Annotated in this window: 18 protein-coding genes and 2 pseudogenes; 6 read left to right on the top strand and 14 right to left on the bottom strand. The window is 71.2% G+C overall.

What is annotated here, in order from left to right:
- Window positions 1-10: 10 nt before the first annotated feature.
- From RKD05_RS01830 to RKD05_RS01810, 5 genes and pseudogenes are all read right to left on the bottom strand, one after another.
- Window positions 11-1,658, bottom strand: a pseudogene (locus RKD05_RS01830) (thiamine pyrophosphate-binding protein).
- Window positions 1,659-1,790: 132 nt separating this feature from the next.
- A complete protein-coding gene (locus RKD05_RS01825) occupies window positions 1,791-2,654 on the bottom strand; it encodes an SGNH/GDSL hydrolase family protein (RefSeq protein ID WP_424707660.1) in 864 nt (287 codons plus the stop codon).
- Between the two features lie 35 nt (window positions 2,655-2,689).
- Window positions 2,690-3,655 carry an ABC transporter permease gene (locus RKD05_RS01820; RefSeq protein WP_424707659.1) on the bottom strand — a complete coding sequence of 322 codons (966 nt, stop codon included), beginning with the start codon at window positions 3,653-3,655 and terminating at the stop codon, window positions 2,690-2,692.
- Window positions 3,656-3,709: 54 nt separating this feature from the next.
- On the bottom strand, window positions 3,710-4,693 hold the full coding sequence (locus RKD05_RS01815) for a sugar ABC transporter substrate-binding protein (RefSeq protein WP_424707657.1): 984 nt from the start codon (window positions 4,691-4,693) through the stop codon (window positions 3,710-3,712).
- A gap of 71 nt (window positions 4,694-4,764) precedes the next feature.
- The gene (locus tag RKD05_RS01810) at window positions 4,765-5,541 is read right to left on the bottom strand and encodes an ATP-binding cassette domain-containing protein (RefSeq protein ID WP_424707656.1); all 777 of its coding nucleotides are present in this window, start codon (window positions 5,539-5,541) and stop codon (window positions 4,765-4,767) included.
- Between the two features lie 191 nt (window positions 5,542-5,732).
- On the opposite strand from RKD05_RS01810, the gene RKD05_RS01805 reads away from it, so the two are divergent.
- The 3 genes from RKD05_RS01805 to RKD05_RS01795 all read left to right on the top strand — a co-directional run bounded on the left by RKD05_RS01805 (window position 5,733) and on the right by RKD05_RS01795 (window position 8,216).
- Window positions 5,733-6,905 carry an ROK family transcriptional regulator gene (locus RKD05_RS01805; RefSeq protein WP_424707654.1) on the top strand — a complete coding sequence of 391 codons (1,173 nt, stop codon included), beginning with the start codon at window positions 5,733-5,735 and terminating at the stop codon, window positions 6,903-6,905.
- Between the two features lie 73 nt (window positions 6,906-6,978).
- On the top strand, window positions 6,979-7,578 hold the full coding sequence (locus tag RKD05_RS01800; protein WP_424707652.1) for a TetR/AcrR family transcriptional regulator: 600 nt from the start codon (window positions 6,979-6,981) through the stop codon (window positions 7,576-7,578).
- Window positions 7,575-8,216, top strand: coding sequence for a zinc ribbon domain-containing protein (locus RKD05_RS01795; protein WP_424707651.1), 642 nt, complete (start codon window positions 7,575-7,577; stop codon window positions 8,214-8,216). Before RKD05_RS01800 ends, RKD05_RS01795 begins: the two co-directional genes overlap by 4 nt.
- A gap of 7 nt (window positions 8,217-8,223) precedes the next feature.
- On the opposite strand, the gene RKD05_RS01790 is transcribed toward RKD05_RS01795, so the two are convergent.
- A complete protein-coding gene (locus RKD05_RS01790; RefSeq protein ID WP_424707650.1) occupies window positions 8,224-8,928 on the bottom strand; it encodes an IclR family transcriptional regulator in 705 nt (234 codons plus the stop codon).
- A 117-nt stretch (window positions 8,929-9,045) separates the two neighbouring features.
- Between RKD05_RS01790 and RKD05_RS01785 the strand changes: the two genes are divergently transcribed.
- The gene (locus RKD05_RS01785) at window positions 9,046-10,881 is read left to right on the top strand and encodes an FAD-dependent monooxygenase (protein ID WP_424707649.1); all 1,836 of its coding nucleotides are present in this window, start codon (window positions 9,046-9,048) and stop codon (window positions 10,879-10,881) included.
- Between the two features lie 257 nt (window positions 10,882-11,138).
- Window positions 11,139-12,611, top strand: coding sequence for an NAD-dependent succinate-semialdehyde dehydrogenase (locus RKD05_RS01780; RefSeq protein WP_424707647.1), 1,473 nt, complete (start codon window positions 11,139-11,141; stop codon window positions 12,609-12,611).
- 79 nt (window positions 12,612-12,690) lie between these two features.
- Here the strand turns inward: RKD05_RS01780 and RKD05_RS01775 are convergent.
- Window positions 12,691-14,141: pseudogene (locus RKD05_RS01775) on the bottom strand (helix-turn-helix domain-containing protein).
- 117 nt (window positions 14,142-14,258) lie between these two features.
- On the opposite strand from RKD05_RS01775, the gene RKD05_RS01770 reads away from it, so the two are divergent.
- A complete protein-coding gene (locus RKD05_RS01770) occupies window positions 14,259-16,145 on the top strand; it encodes a phosphoenolpyruvate carboxykinase (GTP) (protein WP_424707645.1) in 1,887 nt (628 codons plus the stop codon).
- A 239-nt stretch (window positions 16,146-16,384) separates the two neighbouring features.
- Here the strand turns inward: RKD05_RS01770 and RKD05_RS01765 are convergent, their stop codons facing one another.
- The 7 genes from RKD05_RS01765 to ribD form a co-directional block, all read right to left on the bottom strand.
- Window positions 16,385-18,265 (bottom strand): ABC transporter ATP-binding protein, encoded by a 1,881-nt coding sequence (locus tag RKD05_RS01765; protein ID WP_424707644.1) that lies wholly within the window; start codon window positions 18,263-18,265, stop codon window positions 16,385-16,387.
- Between the two features lie 239 nt (window positions 18,266-18,504).
- The gene (locus RKD05_RS01760) at window positions 18,505-19,959 is read right to left on the bottom strand and encodes an MFS transporter (RefSeq protein WP_424707642.1); all 1,455 of its coding nucleotides are present in this window, start codon (window positions 19,957-19,959) and stop codon (window positions 18,505-18,507) included.
- 179 nt (window positions 19,960-20,138) lie between these two features.
- Window positions 20,139-20,492, bottom strand: a complete 354-nt coding sequence (locus RKD05_RS01755; RefSeq protein WP_424707641.1) for a Fe-S protein — start codon at window positions 20,490-20,492, stop codon at window positions 20,139-20,141.
- A gap of 86 nt (window positions 20,493-20,578) precedes the next feature.
- Complete coding sequence (gene ribH / locus RKD05_RS01750; RefSeq protein WP_022879280.1) at window positions 20,579-21,052, bottom strand: 6,7-dimethyl-8-ribityllumazine synthase; 474 nt, start codon at window positions 21,050-21,052, stop codon at window positions 20,579-20,581.
- Window positions 21,052-22,320, bottom strand: a complete 1,269-nt coding sequence (gene ribA / locus RKD05_RS01745; protein ID WP_424707639.1) for a GTP cyclohydrolase II — start codon at window positions 22,318-22,320, stop codon at window positions 21,052-21,054. Before ribA ends, ribH begins: the two co-directional genes overlap by 1 nt.
- On the bottom strand, window positions 22,317-22,973 hold the full coding sequence (locus tag RKD05_RS01740; RefSeq protein WP_424707638.1) for a riboflavin synthase: 657 nt from the start codon (window positions 22,971-22,973) through the stop codon (window positions 22,317-22,319). The genes ribA and RKD05_RS01740 overlap by 4 nt, the downstream gene beginning before the upstream one ends.
- Window positions 22,973-24,004 carry a bifunctional diaminohydroxyphosphoribosylaminopyrimidine deaminase/5-amino-6-(5-phosphoribosylamino)uracil reductase RibD gene (gene ribD / locus RKD05_RS01735; protein WP_424707637.1) on the bottom strand — a complete coding sequence of 344 codons (1,032 nt, stop codon included), beginning with the start codon at window positions 24,002-24,004 and terminating at the stop codon, window positions 22,973-22,975. Before ribD ends, RKD05_RS01740 begins: the two co-directional genes overlap by 1 nt.
- Window positions 24,005-24,008 lie beyond the last annotated feature (4 nt).

Genomic DNA, 24,008 nt, shown 5'->3' with positions numbered 1-24,008 from the left:
TCAGGCTCCGTCACTGCGCGGCGATCTCCTCCCAGAACGGCGCCACGACCGCCGCGCTCACTCGCAGGTCCAGGAGCAGGAACGGCCGATCCTCGGCATCGCGGGAGGCCCAGGATGCCAGGGCCTCGAGGTCGTCGGCATCCCGGACGACCACGCCCTCCGCGCCGAGGCCGCGCGCGACGGCGGCGAAGTCGACCTCGGGGATGAGCATCGGGTCGGGGTGCAGTCCCTTCTTGCCGTAGTTGAGGACCTCGGCTCCGTACTGCGCGTCGTTCCACACGACGGCGACGCCGCGGCCGCGCGCGACGCGGATCGCGGTCTCCAGGTCGGCGATCGCCATGAGACCGCCGCCGTCGCCCGTGGTCAGCACGATCGTCGACTCCGGCCGGGCGACGGCTGCTCCGGGCACGCTGGGGAAGCCCAGGCCGATCGACTGGTACGCGGTGCCGACCATGAGGTTGCGGTCGGGGGAGGCCACGGGCCAGTACATGTTCGACCAGCCGAGGAAGTGTCCGCCGTCCGACACCACGACGCGATCCTCGGGGAGGAGCTCGGCGATGCGCGCCGCCGCCGTGCGGGGGTCGAGTCGTCCGTCCGGTCCGACGCCCTCGCCGGGCGCCTGCCGACGGGCGGCCTCGAGATCGAGCCCGGAACCCCACGTCGAGGGCGCGGAGCCGCGGGCGCGCAGGCGCCGCACGATCTCGCCGGCCACCTCGGCCGCGTCGCCGCGGACGTACCCACCGACATGCGGGTGGGTCGCGGTGGGGGAGAGGTCGACCTGGAACACCCGCGTGCCCGGTGCGAACAGTTCGCCGAATCGCATCGTGAACTGATTGAGTCGGGCGCCGAAGACGACGGCGACATCGGCGTCCCGCACGAGCCGCATCGCGCCCGGAGCGCCGAAACCGCCGGCGACGCCGAGGTCGCGCTCGCCGTCGGGGAACAGCCCGCGGCCGAGCGCCGTGGTGGTCGTGAGGGCCACCGGTCAGGGCCGCGAGTTCCCCCAGCGCGGGTCCGGCCCCGGCGAGCCAGGCACCGCGCCCGCCGAGCAGCAGCGGACGTTCGGCGGTCGCCAGGGCGTCGACGATCGTGTCGATCACGCCGTCCGCGTAGGGGCCGAGGGGCGGGTGCTCCGGCGTGATCCGCGGGGCCGCGGCATCCGTCACCGGTCCCGCTTCGCGCGTCGCGACGTCGTACGGGATGCCGAGGACCACCGGCAGCCGGTACGTGAGGGCGTGCTCGATCGCGATGACGACGGTGGCGGCGGCGTCGCGATGCCCGACGGTGTAGGTGCGCGCGCCGACTCCGGCCGCGAGCGCGATCTGGTCGACGCCCCACGGCCGCGGGCCCGAGGTGGGCTCGTCGCCGACGATGAGGACGAGCGGAGTCCGGGCCTGCACGGCTTCGGCGAGGGCGGTGAGCGTGTTCGTGAACCCGGCGCCGTAGGTGGCGGTGGCGGCGGCGAGGCGCCCGCTCGCGCGGTAGTGCGCGTCGGCGGCGACGACCCCGGCTGCTTCGTGCCGGACGGCGACGAAGCCGGACGCCGTGTCGCGACCGAGGGCGTCGAGGAAGTAGGCGTTGCCGTTGCCCATGACCCCGAAGACGGTGTCGATGTGGCGGGCGAGGGTGTGCGCGACGTGCGCGGAGACGGTGGGCATGGCGAAGCGAGCCTTTCGAGACGGACGGAATGGATGCCGTATGTGTCTCGCGCTCGTCGTGCGCTACGTGCCCCTTTTTCGAGCAGCGACGCACGACCCCGTGCGCCTGACGGGATCGAGTATAGGTCGGCGTCAGCGCGGCGGTGCCGCCAGCGCCTTCAGCACGGTCTCGACGATGAGGCGCTGACCCACGAGGGTCGGGTGGACGCCGTCGGGCAGCAGCCATCCGACGGGGGCGTCGCGGAGGCTGGTGTGGACGTCGACCACGTGACCCGGATGTGCCCGGACGGCGTCGGCGATCTCGGCCACGTCGGCTTCGCGCCATGTGATCCGCTCGTCGCGGAAGGGCGCCCACGCGTCGGCGTCGCTTTCGACGACCGGCGGCGGGGTGAGGCAGACGTATTCGGCATCCGTCTCCGTCGCGATGAGTTCGGCGAGCAGCCGGAGATTGCGGCGGGTCTCGTCGATCGACTGCATGCGTGCGCCGATGCGCCCGTGGCGGCGCGCGTCGTTCGTTCCCAGCATCTGGATCACCCACGTGGGACGTTCGGCGGCGATGCGATCGATGCGCGCGAGAGCCTCCTGTGTCGTATTGCCCGTGATGCCCGCGTTGATCACGCGGATCCCGTCGGCCGGACGGTGACGGTCGAGATACGCCTGCAGGTGGAACGCCCAGGACAGGGAATCGTCGGTGATCGAGTCTCCGAGCGCCAGGATCCGGTCTCCCGCCGCGAAGGGGAGGCTGGAGGCGAAGCGTGCGTCGATGAGCGCCGCCGACCGCTCGACGTCGGCCGCGAAGGCGCTCTCGTAGGCGGCGAGAACGGACGCGTTGATTCCCGCCAGCGCGGCCGCGAAGGGCGCCGCGCCTTCCGCATCGACTCCCGCGCGCTGGACGAAGGGCTGACGGGCGGGGTGCACGAACCGGGCCGACACCCTGTTCGGGTCGGCGAACTCCTCGAGCGCCTCGGGGGTGTGCCGGGGCGGTGACACGGTCATGAGCGGTCCTTCCGTGATCGGTTCGAGGGCGGCGGTCACGCCGAGCGCACCGCGAAGCGGCGCTTGCGACGCAGGTGGTCGACGGCGACGGCGGTGACGAGGATGACGCCCGTCGCGACGTTCTGCCACTGCGGGTTCGTGTTCGTCAGGGCCAGGGAGTTGTTGATCACGGCGAACAACAGCGCTCCCAGTGCGGTGCCGGTGATCGTGCCGACGCCGCCGAACAGGCTGGTCCCCCCGATGATGACCGCCGCCAGCACCTGGAAGGCGAACCCGGTGCCGCCGGCGCCGGGATCGGCCGTTGCGACGCGGGAGGCCAGCAGCACCCCGCACAGGCCGGCGACGACGGCGCTGATCACGTAGAGCGAGATGTTCATGCGGGATGCGCGGATGCCGTTGGCCCGTGCCGCGGTGGCGCTGCCGCCGAACGCGCGGATGTTGTAGCCGAAGACCGTGTGCTGCAGGACGACGTGCGCGAGCACACCGATCGCCACCGCGTAGAAGACCAGGAGCGGGATGCCGAAGAGGTTCAGCTGCGCGAGGTCGGTGAACCCGGTGGGGAAGCCGAATCGGGGAACGCCGCCGGTGGTGACGACGACCACGCCGCTCGCGGCGAAGAGCATGCCCAGCGTGGCGATGAAGGGAGGAACCCCCACCCAGGTGATGAGCGCGGCGTTGACCAGACCCAGGACGCCGCACACCAGTAGGGCGAGGAGGATCGCCAGCGGCCAGGGCACGCCCGCGTTCATCGCGATCCCCGCGGACACTCCGCCCACGGCGAAGAGCGAACCGATCGAGAGGTCGAGGCCGCCACCGACGAGGACGAGCGTGGCGGCGCTGGCCCCGATGAAATACAGCGCGCTGGAGCGCAGGATCTCCACGATGTTCGCCGGCGCGAGCGCCTGGGGATTCGCCGACTGCGCGATCAGGATGAGGAGGACGATGATGACGATCAAGCCCAGCTGCGGGGCGGCGGCGATGCGTCGAAGGACGTTCTTCACGGGTGGTTCGCTCTCTCCAGGCGGGGCCCGGCGTTGGCCGGGCCCCGCGGTCGATCACTGGGCGGGCAGGTTGGACTTGTCGTAGAAGGTGCTGGTCGTGGCGATGAAGTCCGGGAGGGTCTTCCCCTCGGAGAGGTCCTTGACCGCCTGAACGGACTTGGTGCCCGCCTCGCACCACCCCTGTTCGCCCACGCCGAGGAGCGTGCCGTCCTCGATCGCCGCGCGGTGATCGGCGGTGAGGTCGTTCGCGACGACCTGGACCTTTCCGGTCAGTCCGCGCTCCTTGACCGCGGTGATCGCCGCGGCGACGGAGGTGCCCTCGATCGGGAACAGCGCCGTGATCTCGGGGTGGGCCGTGAGCATGTTGCTGAAGAGCTCGGGGGCCTTCGTCGGGTCGCCGTTGGTGTAGTCGCTGGCGACGACGCTCATGTCGGGGAAGTTCTTCTTGGCGTCTTCGGTGAAGCCCTCGATCTCCTGCACGTGGGGGGTCGTGCTCGCCGATCCCGACAGGATGCCGACCTTGGCCGACGGGTTCGTCTTGCCCAGCCCCTCGGCGATCAGGGCGCCGAGTTGCTTGGCATCCGTCCCGACCTGCGTCTGCTGACCGGTGCTCGGGTCTCCGGCGTTCTGCGCGACCACGTAGATCCCGGCGCTGCGCGCCTGCTGGATCACGGGCGTGAAGAGCTCGGGGATCGTGGGGAACACGACGAGCGCGTCCGTGCCGTTGGCGATGGCCTGCGAGATGAGGTCGATGGCGCCCTGGTTGTCGACGGCGCTGCCCGAGGTGCCGACCTCCACCGGAGTCCAGCCGTTCGCCTTCGCGGCGTCTTCGAAGCACCGGCCGACGTCGTCGAATGCCGGGTAGAAGGGGGCGGGGTTGACGTACGTGATGGTCTTGACCTCGCGCAACGCGCCCGACGCGTCCGGCGAGGCGGCGATGGAACCGCCGGAGAGCGCGCCGCAGCCGGTGAGGGCGGCGGCGAGGGCGGAGGCGGTCAAGACCGCGGCGGAGGCGCGGCGTACGGGGGTGGAGAACATGCGAGGACCTCTCTGTCGTTCGTATGAGGCGGCGAGGGGAGTCGCCGCCGTTTCGGGTGTTCGGGAGTGCGTCAGGGAGTGGTGCCTGCCGGTGCGGCGGGCGTTTCGTCACCGGTGACGGCGCCGGTGATGAGGCCGATGATCTCGTCGCGCGAGGTGTGGGTCCGTTCGCGGACTCCGGCCACGCGCCCGAGTCGCATGACCTGGATGCGATCGGCGAGATCGAACACGAGGGACATGTCGTGGCTGACGATGATGACGGTGTTGCCGCGATCGCGCAGGGTGCGGATCATGTCCGCGGCCTGCGCCGTCTCGCGAACGCCCAGGGCGGCGGTGGGTTCGTCGAGCAGCACGATCCGGCCGCCCGTGCGCATGGCGCGCGCGATCGCGACGATCTGTCGTTGCCCGCCCGAGAGCATCCCGATCTCGGTCCGCACCGAGGCGACGGAGACGCCGAGCTCGTCGAGGAAGGCCCGCGTCTGGCGTTCCATCGCACGGCGGCGGACGAACGGACCCCGACGGGGATACTGCCCGATGAACATGTTGGTGGCGACGTCGAGCACCTCCACGAGGGCGAGGTCCTGGAAGACGGTGGCGACGCCGGCGGCGCGCGCCGCAGCCGGATTCGCGAAGACCTGATCTCTCCCGTCGACGCGCACGGTTCCCTCGTCGGGTCGATACACGCCGCTGATGGTGCGGATGAGACTGGACTTCCCCGCGCCGTTGTCGCCGACGACGGCCAGGATCTGACCGGCGTAGGCGGCCAGGTGCACGTCGCTCAGGGCGGCGACATGGCCGAAGCGCTTGGTGATGCCGCGCAGCTCGAGGCTCGGCGGAAGCGTGGTCATTCGGGCCTCCCGGATGATCGATGACACGTCGGTGTGCCACCGGCGAGACGGGTGTTCCGTCGGGGCGAGGCTCAGTAAATCCTTCACCGGGAGAACATGTCAAGCAAAGATTTGGACACATTCGTGCTCGGGTCTTCATTTGGTGAAGTTTTCCGCTGGCGTGCCGCCGACTCTGCCGTTATGTTTCCGTCATGAGAACCTTCGCCGACGTCGCCGGAGACGATGCGGCCAGTACCAGGTATCGCGTCCTCGCCGCGGTGCGCGACCACGGGCCGCTCAGTCGGGCCGACCTCGCGCGCGCCACCGGCCTCGCCGCCTCGACGATCACCGCGGTGACCAAGACGCTCGCCTCGGAAGGAGTGCTGAGCGAGGCGGAAGAACTCGCTGAGCAGTCGGTGCGCACGGGCCCGCGGGGTCGCGGGCTCGCCATCGACCCGTCCTTGGCCTCGGTGGCCGGTGTCGACTTCGGGTTCCGTACCGTCCGGGTGGCCATCTGCGATCTGCATGCCCGCGTCCTCGTGACGCGTGAGAGCCGGCTCGCCGAGCGCTACTCCAGCGACGAGGGACTCACGGTGGCCGCGCGGCTCTACCGTGAGGCGTCTGCTGCCCTGCCCGCGGGGCAGGGGGAGGTGGTCACCGTGGGGGTGGCCCTTCCCGGTCCGATCGATTCCGGCGGCCAGCGGGTCATCGGCTCCTCGGTCCTGCCCGGCTGGGCCGAGACCACCGGCGTCGAGCTGACCGAGACATTCGGCGTGCACACCGTCATCGAGAACGACGCGAATCTCGCGGCGCTCGGTGAGCACACGTTCGGGGCGGGTCGTGACGTGGCGGACTCGCTGACCGTGAAGTTCCACAGCGGGATCGGCGCGGGACTCATCGTGCGCGACCGCCTCATCGGCGGAGCGGGATCGGGGGAGATCGGGCACTTCGCCGTCGCCGCCGAGGGGGCGGTCTGCCGCTGCGGGAAGCGCGGATGCCTCGACACGTTCGCCTCGATACCCGCTCTGCTGGCCGCGGTGGCCGGAGGGAACGAGGCGGTCGAGCTCGGCGACGTCCTGCGGGCCACGCAGGCCGGGGACGCCCGCACGACCCGCATCGTCGGCGACGCGGCCGAACTCGTCGGGGACGCTGCCTCGCGCGCGTGCCTGCTCTTCGCGCCACAGCGCGTGATCGTCGTCGGCGCGATGGCCGATGCCGGCGATGCGGTACTCGAGCCGTTCGCGCGGGCCCTGCGGCGGGGGCTCCTCCCCGAGGCGGCGACTCCGCCCGAGATCGTGCGCGGTGCCCTCGCCGAGCGCTCGACCGTCATGGGTGCCGTGGCGCTGGCGCTCACCGCCTCGGGATGGTTGGCCGCGGGCGGCTGAACCGACGGGTGACGGCGAGAAGCCCGCGCTGTATTATCAAGCGATAACACCGCCTCCCCCGGAAGAATCGCGGATGCCGATCCCCCGACGACCTCCCGCGCGCGATGCCGAGTTGCTCGCGGCATCCGTCCGCGCGTTCGCCGCGCGGGGCTACTTCGGCACCTCGACCGCGCAGGTCGCCGCCGAGATGGGAGTGTCGCAGCCCTACGTGATCCGCACGTTCGGTTCCAAGCTCGAGCTGTTCGTGCGCACGCACGCGTTCGCCGCCGCCGCGATCGTCGAGGCGTTCAGTGCTGCGGTCGCGGACGGTTTCGACGGTGACCGGCTGGGTTCGGCCTACCGGCAGCTGGTGCTGTCGAACCCCGCGGCCCTGTTGGTGTGGGCTCACGCCTTCTCGGCGGCGACGGCCGAGCCGGTGATCGGGGCGGAGTCCCGGCGCCAGTTCGACGACGTCTACCGGACCCTGCGCGCCACCGGCGCGTCCGACGCCGAGCTGTGGGCGTTCATGGGTCGCGGAATGCTCATCAACAACCTGCTTCTCATGCAGGCTCCGCGCTTCGCGGATGACTACGACTTCGCGCCGCTCGTCGACCTCGTGTTCGGCGGTCGACCCGCGGCATCCCCCCATCCGGCGCCGCTGGCGCCCCCGCCCCCCCCATCAGGAGTGACATGAGCGATCTCGTCCCGTTCACCGACAACTTCACCGACCTGTCGAACACCGACGGCTACCAGTTCGAGTTCCGCTGCGAACGCTGCGGCAACGGCTACCGGTCCGCCTTCCGGGCCGACCCGCGGGCCGCCGGTCAGCGCCTCGCGCGCGGCATCGGCAACCTCTTCGGCGGCCAGCTGTCGCAGTTCACGTCGATGGCGGACCGTCTCCTCGACCGTGGGACGAATTCGCCGGCGAAGGACCAGGCGTTGCGGGCCGCGACGGCCGAGATCGCGCCCAAGTTCCACCAGTGCCGGGCGTGCAGCGACTGGGTCTGCGACGACGTGTGCTGGAACGACGGTGTCGGGCAGTGCGTGCGCTGCTCGCCCATCGCGGTCGAGGAACTCGCGCAGCTGCAGGCCGAGGCGCGGCGCCGCCAGGTGCAGGAGCGGCTCGAGACGATCGACCTCGTCGGCGGCACGGATCTGAAGACGCAGGCGCGCCCGCGCTGCGGCGCATGCGGCGCGCAGTCGCAGGGTGGCAAGTTCTGCGGGGAGTGCGGGTCGCCGCTCGTGGTCGTCGCGACCTGCACCGGCTGCGGTTCCGAGAACCCGTCGGGCGCGCGCTTCTGCTCCTCGTGCGGAACGGGCCTCGCCACCTGACCCCGGGCTAGAACGCCACGCTCACGGCGTCCGCGGCCGTCGCCAGGCGCGCGGCGATCGCCGTGTCGTCGAGGTCGGTCGCGACGTACACGGCGGCGACCGAGGCGGGCTGGCGCCCGTGCACGCTCAGGGGCACGGCCACCGCGCGGAGCGACGGAACGACTTCGTCGTGGCTCGTCGCCCATCCGCGCTCCGCCGTTTCGGCGATCTCGGCGGCGAGCCGGGCGTCGACGGTGTCGGGCCAGCGGCGCGGCGGCAGCTGGGCGAGGATCGCCCGGCCGGGTGCGCCCCGGGTGACGGGATGCCGTGCGCCCGGCCGCTGCGCCACGGCGGTGACCGAGTGCCGCGGTTCGACGCTGGTGAGCGTGACGCACTCGTCGTGGTCGAGCACGACGAGGAAGCACGTCATGCCGAGGTCGTTCGCTGCCGCGGTCAGCTCGGGGAGGGCTTCCGCCTGCAGGTCGGCGGCCACGCCGGCGGCCAGCGCGGCGAGGCCGGTTCCCAGGCGCACCGCGCCCGCGGCATCCCTCGTCACGAGCCCGTGGTCTTCGAGGGTCCGCAGCAGTCGGTACGCGACCGAGCGGTGCAGGCCGACGCGGCCGGCGAGATCGTCGATCGACAGGGGAGCGCGCGCGTCGGCGAGCTCTTCGAGCAACCGGATGCCACGGCTCAACGTCTGCGATGCGGGCGACGCATCTTGCCGTGCGGGCATGGGCGGGCTAGCCTCTCGTTCGATAGAAGAACGGTGTGTTCGAATATAGAACACGCGCGTTCGGATTCGCAAGCGCCGCGCCGTCGCGGTGACCCCGACATCGACGTCAGGAGAACCATGCAGTTCCACCACCACGGCTACGTCTCCGGCGACCCGCGCATCCAGCCCGCCGCGGGCACGGGCATCGACCGACCGACCGCGCTGCCCGACGAGGTGGACGTGCTCATCGTCGGGTCCGGACCCGCCGGGATGCTCCTCGCCGCGCAGATGTCGCAGTTCCCGCAGGTCACGACGCGCCTCATCGAGAAGCGCGACGGACGCCTCGTGCTCGGCCAGGCCGATGGCATCCAGCCCCGCAGCGTCGAGACGTTCCAGGCCTTCGGCTTCGCCGACCGCATCACCGCCGAGGCGTACAACATCGGGTGGATGAACTTCTGGGCGCCCGACCCCGCCGCGCCGGATCGCATCGTCCGCACGACGCGCACCGAGGACTACGCGCTCAAGATCAGCGAGTTCCCGCACCTCATCGTCAACCAGGCGCGGGTGCTGGACTACTTCGCCGAGGCGGCCGCGCACGGACCGGCGCGCATCGTGCCGGACTACGGCGTGGAGTTCCTGGGGCTCACGGTCGGCGACGACGACGTCGAGGTGCGCGTACGCACGGTCGAGGGCGAGCGCACGATCCGGGCGAGATACGTCGTCGGCTGCGACGGGGCCCGCAGCGGGGTGCGCCAGGCGATCGGGCGCACGCACGTCGGCGCCGCCGCGCAGCACGCGTGGGGCGTGATGGACGTGCTGGTGGAGACGGACTTCCCCGACTGGCGCATCAAGTGCGCGATCACCGCCGCCGCCGGGAACATCCTGCACATCCCGCGCGAGGGCGGGTACCTCAGCCGGATGTACATCGACTTGGGCGAGGTCGCCGCCGACGACGACCACCGCGTCCGGCAGACGCCGATCGAGGAGATCATCCGTCTCGCGAACGAGATCCTGCACCCCTACTCGATCGACGTGAAGCAGGTCGCCTGGCACAGCGTGTACGAGGTGGGTCACCGCGTGACCGACCAGTTCGTCGACGACTTGGAGAACCCCCGCGTCTTCCTCACCGGCGACGCGTGCCACACGCACAGCGCCAAGGCCGGGCAGGGCATGAACGTCTCGATGCAGGACGGCTTCAACCTCGGCTGGAAACTGGGACACGTGCTCACGGGCCTCGCTCCCGCTGAGCTGCTGCGGACGTACGACGACGAACGGCGCCCGGTCGCCCAGCAACTGATCGACTTCGACCGCGAGTGGTCCTCGCTCATGGCCCGCAAGCCCGGCGAGATCACCGACCCCGACGAGCTGTCCACCTACTACCTCGCCACCGCCGAGTTCCCCTCCGGGTTCATGACGCAGTACGGTCCGTCCCGGATCGTCGCTGCGGACGCGGCGCAGGAGCTGGCATCCGGGTTCCCGATCGGCAAGCGATTCCACAGCGTCGAGGTCGTTCGCGTGTGCGACGGCAACGCCGTGCACCTCGGCCACCACGCGAAGGCCGACGGCCGGTGGCGGATCTACGCCTTCGCAGATGCCGACGGCTCGGCGCTCCGCTCCTGGGCCGCTGCCGCGCGGGGGATCGTCGAGCAGTTCACACCGGACGGAGCCGACCTCGACGCGGTGTTCGATGCCAAGGTCGTGTACCCCGGGCGGTGGGAGGACGTCGCCGACGTACCCACGCTGTTCCGGCCGCGCTCGGGCCCGCTCGGACTCACCGATCACGAGAAGGTGTTCGCTGCGGCGCCCTCGGCCTGGACGAGCGCCGACATCTTCGCCGAGCGCGGCATCGGCGCCGACGGGGCGGTGGTGCTCGTCCGCCCCGACCAGTACGTCGCGCACGTGCTGCCGCTGTCGCAGCCGGAGGCGCTGGAGCGGTTCCTCGCCGGCGCGATGGTCGTCGGCGCGTCCAGGTGAGCCGGCGCGCGTCCCCCTACTCGGGCGCATCCGTGGTCGGCACCCCTCCCCCCATAAACGCTCCCGCTCGGCGGAAACGCCCGGACGCGGCGTTTCCGCCGAGCAGCAGCGTTTATCCGGAGGGCGGCGGCGGGGTGGATGCCACGGCCTGGACGCGGCGGCGACGAGCGGCGCCCAGTTGTACGCAACGTATATCGGCGCGGCCCGGCGGGCTGGCCAGAATGAGCGGGGAGACCCGCACCGACCCAGGAGGACCCATGACCGATTCGCGCGAGAGCGAACTGCTGGCATCCGTGCCCACCGGCTTGCTGATCAATGGCGAGTGGCGCGCGGCGGAGGGCGGCAAGACCGTGAAGGTCAGCGACCCCGCGACCGGCGAGGTCATCCGCGAGATCGCCGACGCCTCGGTCGCCGACGGTGTGGCCGCGATGGATGCCGCGGCGGACGCGTTCCCGTCCTGGGCGGCGACTCCCGCGCGCGAGCGTGCCGAGATCCTCCGTCGCGCGTTCGACCTGCTGCAGGAGCGTAAGGAGGACGTCGCGCTGCTGATGACCCTCGAGATGGGGAAGCCCCTCGCCGAGGCGCGCGGCGAGGTCGGCTACGGCGGCGAGTTCCTGCGCTGGTTCAGCGAGGTCACCGCCCACACCCAGGGCCGTTACGGCGCGAACCCCGAGGGCACCGGTCGCATGATCGTGACGCAGCACCCGGTCGGGCCCTGCTACCTCATCACCCCGTGGAACTTCCCGCTCGCGATGGCGACGCGCAAGATCGCGCCCGCGCTCGCCGCCGGCTGCACCGTCGTGATCAAGCCAGCGACGCTCACGCCCCTCACGACGCTGTTCTTCGCGCAGATCCTCCAGGACGCGGGCGTCCCGGCCGGTGTCGTCAACGTCGTGACCACCACGAGCACCGGCCCCGTCTCGGAGCGCATCATCTCCGATCCGCGCCTGCGGAAGCTGTCGTTCACCGGCTCCACGCCGGTCGGCGTGAAGCTGCTGCAGCAGGCCGCCCCCGGCGTGCTCCGCACCTCGATGGAACTCGGCGGCAACGCCCCGTTCGTCGTGTTCGACGACGCCGACCTCGACAAGGCGGTCGACGGCGCGATGCTCGCGAAGTTCCGCAACATCGGCCAGGCGTGCACCGCGGCCAACCGCTTCATCGTGCAGCGCTCGATCGTCGAGGAGTTCACGCGTCGCGTCACCGAGCGCGTGCAGGGCATGAAGATCGGGCGCGGCACCGAGGAGGGCGTACAGATCGGACCCCTGATCGACGACCGCGCGGTGGACAAGGCGAAGACCCTCGTCGGGGATGCCGTCGAGCGCGGCGCCACGGTCACGACCGGCGGTTCGCCGGTCGACGGACCCGGAACGTTCTTCGAGCCCACCGTCGTGTCGGACGTGCAGCCCGGCAGCGAGATCCTCCGCGAGGAGATCTTCGGACCGGTGCTCGCGATCGTCCCCTTCGACACCGAGGACGACGCCGTGCGGATCGCCAACGACACCGAGTACGGCCTCGTGTCCTACGTCTTCACCGAGTCGCTCGCGCGCGGACAGCGCATGATCGAGCGCCTCGAGACCGGGATGATGGGCCTGAATGTCGGGGTCGTCTCCAACGCCGCGGCCCCGTTCGGTGGCTGGAAGCAGTCCGGCCTCGGCCGCGAGGGCGGCGACGAGGGCATCCACGAGTACCTGCAGACGAAGTACACGCTCACGGCGAACCCCTACGCCTGATACCCCGGATGCCACGGCCCCGCGCTCTTCGGAGCGTCGGGGCCGTGGCATCCGCCGTTCTCAGGCGTCGCTACCGGCCCTACGCGTCGGACGGGGAGGCGTGCCGGTCGAGGAATGCGAAGACCTCGGCGTCGTCGACGCCGGGGAACATGCCGCGGGGGAGCGGCGAGAACATGTGCCGGTGCACGCGGGCGCTCGGCCACGCCTTGCCCTGCCAGCGCTGCGCGGCCTCGGAGTCGGGGCGGCGGCAGCACGACTCGTCGGGGCAGCGCGAGATGCCGCGGGTCGTCGTCTCGCGGCCGCGGAACCACCGGGCGTCGTCGAACGGCACACCGACGGTGATGGAGAAGTCGCCGTCCGAGGTCGTGCCCGTCTGGGTCGAGCACCAGAACGTCCCGGCGGGGGTGTCGGTGTACTGGTAGTGCTCGGTGGTGCGGTTGTGCTCGGCGAACGCGGCGCGCGCCGAGAACTTCTTGCACACGATCTGCCCCTCGACCGACCCCGTGACATCCGTCGGCAGCGGGAGCCCGTCGTTCTCGTAGACGCGTGAGATCGCCCCGTCGCCGTCGACCCGCAGGAAGTGCTGACGGATGCCGAGATGCGTCGTCATGAGGTTCGTCATGCGCATCGCGGCGGCCTCGTGCGTCACGCCGAAGGCGTCGCGGAAGTCCTCCACCGCGAGGTTGCGGTCTTTCTTCGCCTGCGCGAGGAACGCGACGGAGTTCGTCTCGGGCATGAGGCAGCACGCGGCGTAGTAGTTGATCTCCAGCCGCTGCTGCAGGAAGTCGGCGTAGTCGGTGGGCGGGCGGTGGCCGAGCAGACGGTGCGCCATCGCTTGTAGCGCCATGGAGCGCAGGCCGTGTCCGCCCGGGGATGGATGCCGGGGGGAGGTAGATGCGTCCGTTCTCGAGGTCGGTGACCGACCGCGCCGAGTGGGGCAGGTCCGCCACGTAGATGAGCTCGAACCCCAGCTGCTCCGCCATGACGCTCACCGTCCGGTGGGTCAGGGCGCCCGAGGTGTGCCCGGCGGCTCGGAGCTGCTTCTCGGCGAGCTTCTCGATGTCGGGGAGGTGATTGTCGAGCGCGCGCATGCGCAGACGCAGTTCGGTGTTGGCGCGCCGCGCTTCCTCCGGGCTCGCGATCGTCTCGCGCTCGCGTCGCTGCAGCTCGCGATGCAGGCCCAGCACTGCCTCGATCGTCTCGTCGCTCGTGCCTTTGGTGACCCGGATCGGAGGAATGCCGAGCTGTCGGAAGAACGGGCTGGATTGGGCCCGCTCGAGTTCGATCTCGAGTGCCGCGCGACGGTTCGGCGGTTCCGTGGAGAGCAGCTCGGTGACCTCGGTCTCGGTGGCGCGCGCGATCTCCTGGAAGGAGCGACAGCTTCGGTTCGCGCTTGCCGTTCTCGATCAGGCTGAGCTGGCTGCCGGCGACCCCGACGAGGGCCCCGAGCTCGTCGAGCGTGTATCCGCGCGCGAGTCGGTGGTGACGGATCCGGTGTCCCAGCGTGGTGAGTTCGAGCGACGAGGCCATTCCTTGACGATAGCGAAAGATCGACGTTTCTTGCGCCGGAAATCCCTCGAAAGTCGTGTCTCAGAGTCGCACAGTGGAGGAAGACCACCGAATTCGCTCTCAATCGAGGAGATCGACATGGCACTCGCCGACATCTTCGCCGGACGCCCCTCCGGCCGCACGGCCCCCTCTTCCCGCTCCGCCCGCCCGGGCCATGGCATCCGTCCTTCCGTCGAGGGTCCCGGACTCGCCGCCCTCACCGCCTGGGTCGACCAGGTCGCCGCTCTCACCCAGCCCGACCGCATCCACTGGGTCGACGGCTCGGCGGCCGAGAACGACGCGCTGCTGCGCGAGATGGTCGACGAGGGCAAGCTCATCAAGCTCAACCCCGAGTGGCGGCCCGGCTCCTACCTGGCCCGCTCGCACCCGAGCGACGTCGCCCGACTCGAATCGCGCACCTACATCGCCTCGGAGAGCGAAGAGGATGCCGGACCCACCAACAACTGGATCGCCCCGGCCGAGATCCGCGAGACGCTGGACGGTGTCTTCGAGGGCTCGATGCGCGGACGCACGATGTACGTCGTGCCCTTCTCGATGGGGACGGTCGGCGGTCCGCTGAGCCACATCGGCGTGCAGATCACGGACAGCGCCTACGCCGTGGCATCCATCGGCATCATGACGCGCGTCGGCACCGCGGTGCTCGAGCGGATCGCCGCGGGCGCGCCGTGGGTCAAGACCGTGCACTCGGTCGGTGCGCCCCTCGGGCCCGGCGAGGCGGATGTCGCGTGGCCGTGCAACGACGAGAAGTACATCGTGCACTTCCCCGACACGCTCGAGGTGTGGTCGTTCGGCTCGGGCTACGGCGGCAACGCGATCCTCGCGAAGAAGTGCTTCGCGTTGCGCATCGCGTCGGTGATCGGCCGCGACGAGGGCTGGCTCGCCGAGCACATGCTCCTCATCCGCGTCATCGACCCGAAGGGCAAGGCGTACCACGTGGCGGCGGCGTTCCCGTCGGCGTGCGGCAAGACGAACCTCGCGATGCTGCGGCCGACGATCCCCGGCTGGCGCGTCGAGACGCTCGGCGACGACATCACCTGGATCCGCCCCGGCGAGGACGGGCGCCTCTGGGCCATCAACCCCGAGGCCGGCTTCTTCGGCGTCGCTCCCGGCACGGGCGAGTCCACGAACGTCACCGCGGTCGAGACCCTGTGGGGCAACACGATCTTCACGAACGTCGCGCTGCGTCCCGACGGCGACGTGTGGTGGGAAGGGCTGACCGACGAGGCTCCGCCGCAGCTCATCGACTGGGAGGGCAAGGACTGGACCCCGGCGTCGGGTCGACCCGCGGCGCACCCCAACTCGCGCTTCACCGTCGCGGCCGCACAGTGCCCGCAGATCGCGGTCGACTGGGAGACGCCGGAGGGTGTCCCGCTCGACGTCATCCTGTTCGGCGGTCGTCGTGCCACGAACGTCCCCCTCGTGCTCGAGGCCACGGACTGGTCGCACGGCGTCTTCCTCGGCTCGACGGTGTCGAGTGAGAAGACCGCCGCACAGGAGGGCACCGTCGGCGAGCTGCGCCGCGACCCGTTCGCGATGCTGCCGTTCTGCGGGTACAACATGGGCGACTACTTCGGCCACTGGCTCAAGGTCGGCGAGAAGCTGCGCTTCGACCGCGCGCCCCGCATCTTCCAGGTCAACTGGTTCCGCAAGGGCGACGACGGCCGGTTCCTGTGGCCCGGGTTCGGCGACAACGCGCGCGTGATCGACTGGATCATCCGCCGCGTCGACGGCCAGGTCGGTGCCGTGGACAGCCCCATCGGCCGTCTGCCCAAAGTCGAGGACCTCGAGCTGTCGGGTCTCGACCTGCCCGCCGCCGACCTCGAGGAGCTCTTCGCGATCGACACCGCGTCGTGGCTGGCCGAGGCCGACCTCACCGAGGAGTTCTTCGACACCTTCGGCAGCCACCTCCCGGCCGCCCTTCGCGCCGAGCTGGCCTCGCTCCGCTACCGCCTGCAGCGCGGCTAGCCCACCGACCCGCCCGCCTCGCCCGCCGTGTCGCGGCGCGAGGCGGGCGCGAACTCGACGCCCCTCCCTGCTCTTGGCGCGCGGGAGGGGCGTCGTCTTTCGTGCGTGAGCGTTGCGGCCGCGCGGCGCGGGGGTCCCGGTCGCGCGGTTCCGCGAGACTGCACGCGCCTGACGAAACCGCCGCAGGCTGCAACCGAGATGTCACGCGCATGCAGTCTCGGCGCCGCGCCGGCGCGGCCTCACACCAGCAGCTGGTGCTTCGCGAGCTCGCGGTAGAGGGGGACGGATGCCACGAGCTCGCTGTGCGTACCCTGGCCGACGACGCGTCCGTGCTCGAGGACCACGATGAGGTCGCTGTCCACGACCGTGGAGAGGCGGTGCGCGATGACGAGCAGCGTCCGGCCGGTGGCGACGGCGTCGATCGCCTCGCGCATGCGCTGCTCGTTCACGCCGTCGAGCGACGACGTCGACTCGTCGAGCAGGAGCACCGGGGGAGCGGCCAGCAGCGCCCGCGCGATCGCGAGCCGCTGACGTTCGCCGCCGGAGAGCATCACGCCGTCCTCGCCCACTGGGGCGTCGACACCGAGCGGGCTGCGCTCCAGCACGTCGCCGAGGTTGACCGCGCGCAGCACGCGCTCGCACTCGGCGTCGGATGCCTCGGGCGACGCGAGCCGCAGATTGTCGGCGATCGTGCCGGCCAGGGTCGGGGCGTCCTGCTCGACGTAGCCGAAGCGGGCGCGCAGCGCCTCGCGCGGGAGTTCGCGGGCGTCGACACCGTCGACCAGGATCGCCCCCGCCGTCGGGTCGTAGAACCGCTCGACGAGCGACAGCACGGTGCTCTTGCCCGCGCCGGAGGGACCGACGAGCGCGACGCGCGCGCCTCGCGGAACGGTGAATGACACCCCGCGCAGGACCTCGCGCTCCTCGTCCGCCGCCTCGGTCGTGGCCTCCTCCGCGGCGCGATCGAGGTGCGCCTGCGCGAGCACGGATCGCGCCTCCTGCGCCGCGGCCTCGCGCGCCTTCACGACGTGGTCGGGGTAGCGGAACCGCACGTCGCGGAACTCGATCGCCGCGGCATCCGCTCCGGGCTCCGTGGTTCCGGGCTCGTCGCCGTCCTCTTCGAGGGGGAGGTCGAGCACCTCCTGGATGCGGCCGAGCGCGCCCAGGGCCTGGTTCACGGACGTGATCGCGCCGATCGCCGAGGCGAGCGGCTGCACGAGCAGGAACAGGAAGATCACGAACGTGACGAGAGACGCGACGTCGATGGCGCCGGATGCCACGCGGAACCCGCCGACACCGAGCACGACGAGCAGCGACACCTGCAGCGCGATCCCCGCGACCGGCACGATCATCGCGGAGACGCGCGCGATGCGCACGCCCGCGCCGTACGCCTCGGTCGCTGCGGCGGTGACGTTCGCGACCTCGCGGTCGGTCGCGCCCGCGGCCCGGATCGTGCGGATCGACCCGACCGCGCGTTCGACACCGGATGCCAGCTCCCCGACCTTCTCCTGCTGCGCCGCCGACGCGGCCCGGATGCGCGTGCTGAGGATCCCCACGGTCGCGATCGACGCGCCGAGGACGAGCACGATGAGCCCGAGGAGCAGCGGGTCGATGAACGCCATCGCGATGACCGCCCCGACGAGGATGAGCGCGTTGCCGACCGCATCCGCGAGCCCCTGCGTGAGGACGGCGTAGAGGAGGGTCGTGTCGGTGCCGACGCGCGAGACGAGGTCGCCGGTTCGGCGAGCGTCGAACTCGCTGATCGGCAGGTGCAGGATCCGCGCGATGAGCCGGCGCCGGCTGGAGTACACGACCGCGGTGCCGGTGCGCTGCAGCAGATAGTGCTGGTAGCCCGAGATCAGCGACGACAGCACGACGAAACCCACCAGCAGCCACACGAGCGCGCCGAGCGGCACGGACTGCTGCACGCGCGAGATGACCTGGCCGACGAGCAGAGGCTGCACCAGGGTGGCGCCGGCGCCGAGGATGCTCAGCACCCCGACGACGATCAGCGTGCGCGTGTGCTCGGCGAGGAAGGGCAGCAGTTGGCGGAAGGACGCGCGCGGGCCCTCGGGTGCGCGGCGGCCGCGGCGGCCACGGGCGGGAGCGGACAGAGACATGCTCACCTCGGGGTAGAAATGCGATCCCTCCGACCGTACCTCGCCCCGCCGACACCGCCGGTCGACTCCGTTCGTCGGTGTGCCGAACTCCGGAGATTCGACCCGCAACTCGGCAATCGGCGCGAGCGAGCGACCGCGACACACGAAATCTCCGGAGTCCGGCACACCCCATCGACGGAAGAGCGACGGATGCCACGAGGCCGAGGCCCCGTGGCATCCGATGTTCTCCGCGGAACCGGTTACGGCGCGATCGCTCCGGCGGCGAGGTTGTCGTCGTACGCGACGTCCTTCGTCTCGGGAGAGAGCGCGACGGCGATGAGCGTCAGGACGCCCATCACGGAGAGGTACACGCCGACGAGCCACGGGTTGCCACCCCCGGCCGCCCACAGGGCCACCGCGACGATCGGCGCGAGCGCGGCACCGAGGATCGACGAGACGTTGTACGAGATCGCCGAACCGGTGTAGCGGGTGTTGGTCGGGAACAGCTCGGGCAGGACCGCGCCCATCGGGCCGAACGTCGTGCCCATCAGCAGGAACCCGATGATGAGGAACGCCTGCACGTACACGCGGGTGAGACCGGCATCCGCCTGCGGCAGCAGGAAGAACGCGAACGTCAGGCCGAACAGGATGATCGCGACGGTGACGCCGAGGAGCAGACGCTTGCGCCCGATGCGGTCGGCGAGCGGCCCGGACAGGAGCGTGAAGATGCCGAAGAACACGACCCCGACGATCTGCATGATCACGAAGTCCGTATAGCCGAAGCCGAGGCCGGGCACGTAGGCGGCGGCGTCGAACGGCGTCCCCGCCTTCTCGGCCGCGGCAGCCGCCGCGGCCTCCGTCGGCTTGGTGCCGTACGACAGCGTGAAGCTCGTCATGAGGTAGAAGAGCACGTACGTCGCCAGCATGATGAACGTGCCGAGGATCAGCTGCACCCAGTTGCGACGTATGACCTCGCCGAGCGGGAACTTGCGGATCACGCCGCTCTTCTCGGCCTTTGCGAACGACTCGCTCTCGACGAGGCGGAGACGCACCCACAGGCCCACGATCACCATGACCGCCGAGAACAGGAACGGCACGCGCCAGCCCCACGCGAGGAACTCGGCGGACCGCTGCGCGGTGCCGTCCGGGTGCGGGAGCGCGAAGTTGATGATGAGGAAGATGCCGTTGGCGATGATGAAGCCGATCGGCGCGCCGAGCTGCGGGAACGTGCCGTACCAGGCGCGCTTGCCCTTCGGGGCGTTCTCGGTCGCGACGAGCGCCGCGCCCGACCACTCGCCGCCGAGGGCGAAGCCCTGCGCGAGGCGCATGATCAGCAGCAGGACGGCCGCCCACACGCCGATCTCGTTGACCGTCGGGAGGCATCCGATCAGGAAGGTGGCGACACCCATCGTGAGGAGGGATGCCACGAGGGTGGCCTTGCGACCGAATCGGTCGCCGAAGTGGCCGAAGACGATCGCGCCGAGGGGGCGCGCGACCATGGCGGCGCCGAAGACGCTGAAGGAGAGGAGGAGCGACGTCGTCTCGTTGCCGGTGGGGAAGAAGAGCACCGGGAAGACGAGGACCGCGGCCGTCGCGTAGGCGTAGAAGTCGTAGAACTCGATCGTCGTGCCGATGAGGCTCGCGGTGATGACACGCGAGCGGGGATTGGCGGGAGCCGACGAGGAGCGGGTTGCAGGGGTGGACGAAGTGGTCATGGGGGCCTGACGAGAGATCGAGCGATCGCGTCCGTCGTGAGGGCGCAGCGGTGGCGTGGAGCGGACGCGGCAGGTGTGCGTGTCCGGGCGCGCGGCGGGGGGCACCGGGAGGGACCCGGGTGTGGGTCCAGACCCTCCAGTCTATGCGCTCGCCGAGAGGGCCCCGGCGGTCTGCGGAGTCAGCGCCAGATGACGGCGATCGCCGCGTTCAGCAGCGTCAGCGGGCCGACGAGCCAGAAAAGCACCGGCGGAACGGACCCCGTGCGCTTCTGCCGCGCCGAACCGATGCCGAGGAGCGCACCGATGACGATGAGCACCACGAGCTTCACGCCGAGCTTGGTGTAGTTGAGCTCGTACTCGAGCCCCCACGGTGCGGCCAGAATGAGGCCGGCGACGAGCGAGATCAGCAGGCCGTAGCTCATCAGGCGCGTGACCTGGACCCGGCGGGCGACGGCCTCGACGACCCATGCGCCGAACAGCACCGCGAACCCGACCAGGTGGATGACGACGACGACGTGACGCAGGATCTCCATGCCCGTCACCTTAGGGATGCCACGGCCCCCGCGCCAGCAAGGCGCGCCTCACCGTGACGGGGAGACGCGCCGTGCGGTGTCGGGGCTCAGCCGCGCAGGTCGCGCAGCACCAGAGCGGTGCGGAGGGCGGCGTCGGCCGCCTCGGCGCCCTTGTCCTCCTTCGAGCCCTCGAGCCCGGCGCGGTCCAGGCCCTGCTGCTCGTCGTCGAGGGTCAGCACGCCGAAGCCGACGGGCTTCCCGGCGTCGATCGCGACGCGGGTGAGGCCGTCGGTGGCCGCCGACGAGACGTACTCGAAGTGCGGCGTGCCGCCGCGGATGATGACGCCCAACGCCACGACCGCGTCCGCCCCGCCCTCGAACGCCGCCACCGCGGCGACGGGCAGCTCGAACGAGCCCGGCACGCGCACGACGCGGTACGTCGCGCCCGTGGCATCCAGGACCCGCTTCGCTCCCGCGATCAGTCCGTCGGTGATGACCTCGTGCCACGTGCCCGCGACGACGACGACGTTCAGTCCCGTCGCGTCGATTCCGCCGGTCTCGGGTGCTCCGCTTCCCGCCATCAGACGAGTCCTTCCTTCATGTGCGCGAGCGCGTCGCGCAGATCGTCCTCGGCGATGATGTGACCCATCCGGTCACGCTTCGTCTCGAGGTACTGGTGGTTGTTGGGGCCGACGCCCACGAGCAGGGGGACCTGCTCGACGACGTCGAGGCCGAAGCTGCGCAGCTGCGCCACCTTGTCGGTGTTGTTCGTCAGCAGACGCACCTGCTCGACACCGAGGTCGGTCAGGATGCCAGCGGCGGCGGCGTAGTCGCGCGCGTCCGCGGGGAGGCCCAGGGCCAGGTTGGCATCCACGGTGTCCAGGCCCCGCTCCTGCAGGCTGTACGCGCGCAGCTTGTTGATGAGGCCGATGCCGCGCCCCTCGTGGCCGCGCATGTAGATGACGATGCCGCCCTCGCGGTCGATCGTGTCGAGCGCGGCATCCAGCTGCGGGCCGCACTCGCACTTGAGCGAGCCGAATGCCTCACCGGTCAGGCACTCCGAGTGCACGCGTACGAGGGGGGCCTCGTCGGTAATCTCGCCGGAGACCACTGCGAGGTGGTCGGTGCCGGTGACGCGGTCCTTGTACGCGAGGAAGCGGAACGTGCCGTGCGACGTCGGGACGTTGGCCTCGGCGCGCAGGCTCACGCGACGGCGGGGGACCGGCGCGGCCTCGACGGGCTCGGTCTCGTTCAGGTACGCGATGAGCATCTCGATCGTGATGACCGGGATGCCGTCGCGCTCGCCGAGCTCCATGAGGCCGGGGAGACGCATCATGCTGCCGTCCTCGGCCACGACCTCGGCGATCGCGCCGACCGGCTGCAGACCCGCGAGGCGCATAAGGTCGACGGCCGCTTCGGTGTGACCCGCGCGCTCGCGCACGCCGCCGTCGACCGCGCGCAGGGGCAGCACGTGACCGGGGCGGATGAGGTTCGACGGCACCGACTCGGGGTCGGCGAGGACGTTGAGCGTGTGCGCGCGGTCGGCCGCGCTGATGCCGGTGCCGACGCCCTCGGCCGCGTCGACGCTCACGGTGTACGCGGTGCCGCGGGCGTCCTGGTTGACCTCGACCATCGGGGGGAGGTCGAGGCGGTCGGCCCAGTCGGCCGGCATGGGGGCGCAGACGTAGCCGCTCGACCAGCGCACGGTCCACGCGAGCCACTCGGGCGTCGCGAGCTGTGCGGAGATGATGACGTCGCCCTCGTTCTCGCGGTTCTCGTCGTCGGCGACCAGGACCGGGCGCCCGGCGCGGAGGGCCTCGAGGGCCTCGGGGATGGTGGACAGGCTCATTCGGAGCCCCTCTCGGTCGATGCGGCCGGGGCCGCGGGGTTCTCGGTGCTGCGGAAGGCCAGCAGGCGCTGCACGTGCCGGGCCAGGATGTCGGTCTCGAGGTTGACGGGGGTGCCCGCCTCGGCGCGGCCGAGGGTCGTCGCCTCGAGCGTCTCGGGGATCAGCGACACCTCGAGCCACGGCTCGGGGTCGGCGGCCTCGCTCACGGAGCTGACGGTCAGCGAGACGCCGTCGATCGCGATCGACCCCTTGTCGACCACGAGCGGAGCCAGGTGCGGAGGGATGCCGATGCGCACGACGCTCCACTGCGCGCCCGGTCGCACCTCGCGGACGACACCGGTGCCGTCGATGTGGCCCTGCACGATGTGACCGCCGAGGCGACCGTGCGCGGCGGTCGCGCGCTCGAGGTTGACGGCGCGACCCGCGCCGACGCCCGCGAGCGTCGACATGTCGAGCGTCTGCTTCATGACGTCGGCGGTGAACCAGTCGGGGCCCTGGTCGACGACCGTGAGGCACACGCCGCTGACCGCGATCGAGTCGCCGTGGCCGGCGTCCGACACGGAGAGCGGGGCCTTCACGGTCACGCGTACGCCGTCTCCGGCGGGCTCGACCGCGGTGATCTCGCCGATCTCTTCGACGATTCCGGTGAACATCAGGAGTCTCCCTGGGTGTCGTGGACGGGACGGGCGACGACGCGGATGTCGTCGCCGAGGATGTCGATGGATGCCACCTCGAGCCGCCGGGCCGAACCGATGTCCGGCACGCCGAGGTCGCCGAGCGCGAGCCGCGAGCCGCCCAGCAGCACGGGGGCGAGGTAGACGAGCACCTCGTCGGCCAGCCCCTCGCGCAGCATCGCGCTCTCGAGGGTCGGACCGCCCTCGACGAAGACGGTCTGGATGCCACGGCCGCCGAGGTCGTCGAGGACCGCGCCGAGGTCGTGCGTGGGGAAGAAGAGCGCCTCGCGCGGGTGGCGGTGGACCGCGGCATCTTCGGGGATCTCGGACTCGCCCACGATCACGGGGACGGGCTGCTGCGGGAGCAGGGCGCCGTCCGCGTCGCGCGCGGTCAGCGCAGGGTCGTCGGCGAGCACCGTGCCGGTGCCGGCGAGGATCGCGTCCGCGGCGGCGCGGCGGTCGTGCACGTCGCGGCGCGCGACGGGACCGGTGATCCACTGGCTCGACCCGTCGTCCGCGGCGGCGCGGCCGTCGAGACTCTGCGCCCACTTCACGGTCACGCGGGGACGGCCGGTGCGCTGCAGGTGCACCCAGTCGCGGACGAGCTCGGTCGCGGCGTCGCGCTCGAGGCCCGCCTCGACGTCGACGCCTCCGTTCCGGAGCCGCTCGGCGCCGCCGGCCGCGGCATCCGTGGGGTCGTCGAGGGCGTACACGACCCGCGAAACCCCCGCCTCGAGCAGCGCGACCGCGCAGGGCCCGGTGCGTCCGGTGTGGTTGCACGGTTCGAGCGTGACGACCGCGGTCGCACCGCGGGCTTCGCCGGGCGCGAGCTTCGAGAGCGCGTCGACCTCGGCGTGCGCGGTGCCCGCGCCGCGGTGGTAGCCCTCGGCGAGCACCTCGCCGGCGGGGGAGAGGATCACGGCGCCGACCTGCGGGTTGAGACCGCGGGGGCCGTTCCGCGCGAGACGCAGCGCGCGGCGCATGGCGTCTGTTTCGGCGGCGGATGCCATCTTC

The organism is Microbacterium sp. SLBN-111 (assembly GCF_049739645.1).
Classification (GTDB): Bacteria; Actinomycetota; Actinomycetes; order Actinomycetales; family Microbacteriaceae; genus Microbacterium.
The sequence above is the reverse complement of the archived record's forward strand: the minus strand, read 5'-3'. Positions and strand labels throughout refer to the sequence as shown.

Excerpts from the sequence above, each read along its gene's own strand:
- RKD05_RS01825 (WP_424707660.1), bottom strand. The coding sequence starts at position 2,654 with ATGACCGTGTCACCGCCCCGGCACACCCCCGAGGCGCTCGAGGAGTTC.
- RKD05_RS01805 (WP_424707654.1), top strand. The coding sequence starts at position 5,733 with ATGAGAACCTTCGCCGACGTCGCCGGAGACGATGCGGCCAGTACCAGG.
- RKD05_RS01740 (WP_424707638.1), bottom strand. The coding sequence starts at position 22,973 with ATGTTCACCGGAATCGTCGAAGAGATCGGCGAGATCACCGCGGTCGAG.
- RKD05_RS01810 (WP_424707656.1), bottom strand. The coding sequence starts at position 5,541 with ATGACCACGCTTCCGCCGAGCCTCGAGCTGCGCGGCATCACCAAGCGC.
- RKD05_RS01780 (WP_424707647.1), top strand. The coding sequence starts at position 11,139 with ATGACCGATTCGCGCGAGAGCGAACTGCTGGCATCCGTGCCCACCGGC.
- ribH (WP_022879280.1), bottom strand. The coding sequence starts at position 21,052 with ATGGCGGGAAGCGGAGCACCCGAGACCGGCGGAATCGACGCGACGGGA.
- ribD (WP_424707637.1), bottom strand. The coding sequence starts at position 24,004 with ATGGCATCCGCCGCCGAAACAGACGCCATGCGCCGCGCGCTGCGTCTC.
- RKD05_RS01785 (WP_424707649.1), top strand. The coding sequence starts at position 9,046 with ATGCAGTTCCACCACCACGGCTACGTCTCCGGCGACCCGCGCATCCAG.
- RKD05_RS01800 (WP_424707652.1), top strand. The coding sequence starts at position 6,979 with ATGCCGATCCCCCGACGACCTCCCGCGCGCGATGCCGAGTTGCTCGCG.
- RKD05_RS01760 (WP_424707642.1), bottom strand. The coding sequence starts at position 19,959 with ATGACCACTTCGTCCACCCCTGCAACCCGCTCCTCGTCGGCTCCCGCC.
- RKD05_RS01795 (WP_424707651.1), top strand. The coding sequence starts at position 7,575 with ATGAGCGATCTCGTCCCGTTCACCGACAACTTCACCGACCTGTCGAAC.
- RKD05_RS01755 (WP_424707641.1), bottom strand. The coding sequence starts at position 20,492 with ATGGAGATCCTGCGTCACGTCGTCGTCGTCATCCACCTGGTCGGGTTC.
- RKD05_RS01770 (WP_424707645.1), top strand. The coding sequence starts at position 14,259 with ATGGCACTCGCCGACATCTTCGCCGGACGCCCCTCCGGCCGCACGGCC.
- RKD05_RS01815 (WP_424707657.1), bottom strand. The coding sequence starts at position 4,693 with ATGTTCTCCACCCCCGTACGCCGCGCCTCCGCCGCGGTCTTGACCGCC.
- RKD05_RS01790 (WP_424707650.1), bottom strand. The coding sequence starts at position 8,928 with ATGCCCGCACGGCAAGATGCGTCGCCCGCATCGCAGACGTTGAGCCGT.
- RKD05_RS01765 (WP_424707644.1), bottom strand. The coding sequence starts at position 18,265 with ATGTCTCTGTCCGCTCCCGCCCGTGGCCGCCGCGGCCGCCGCGCACCC.
- ribA (WP_424707639.1), bottom strand. The coding sequence starts at position 22,320 with ATGAGCCTGTCCACCATCCCCGAGGCCCTCGAGGCCCTCCGCGCCGGG.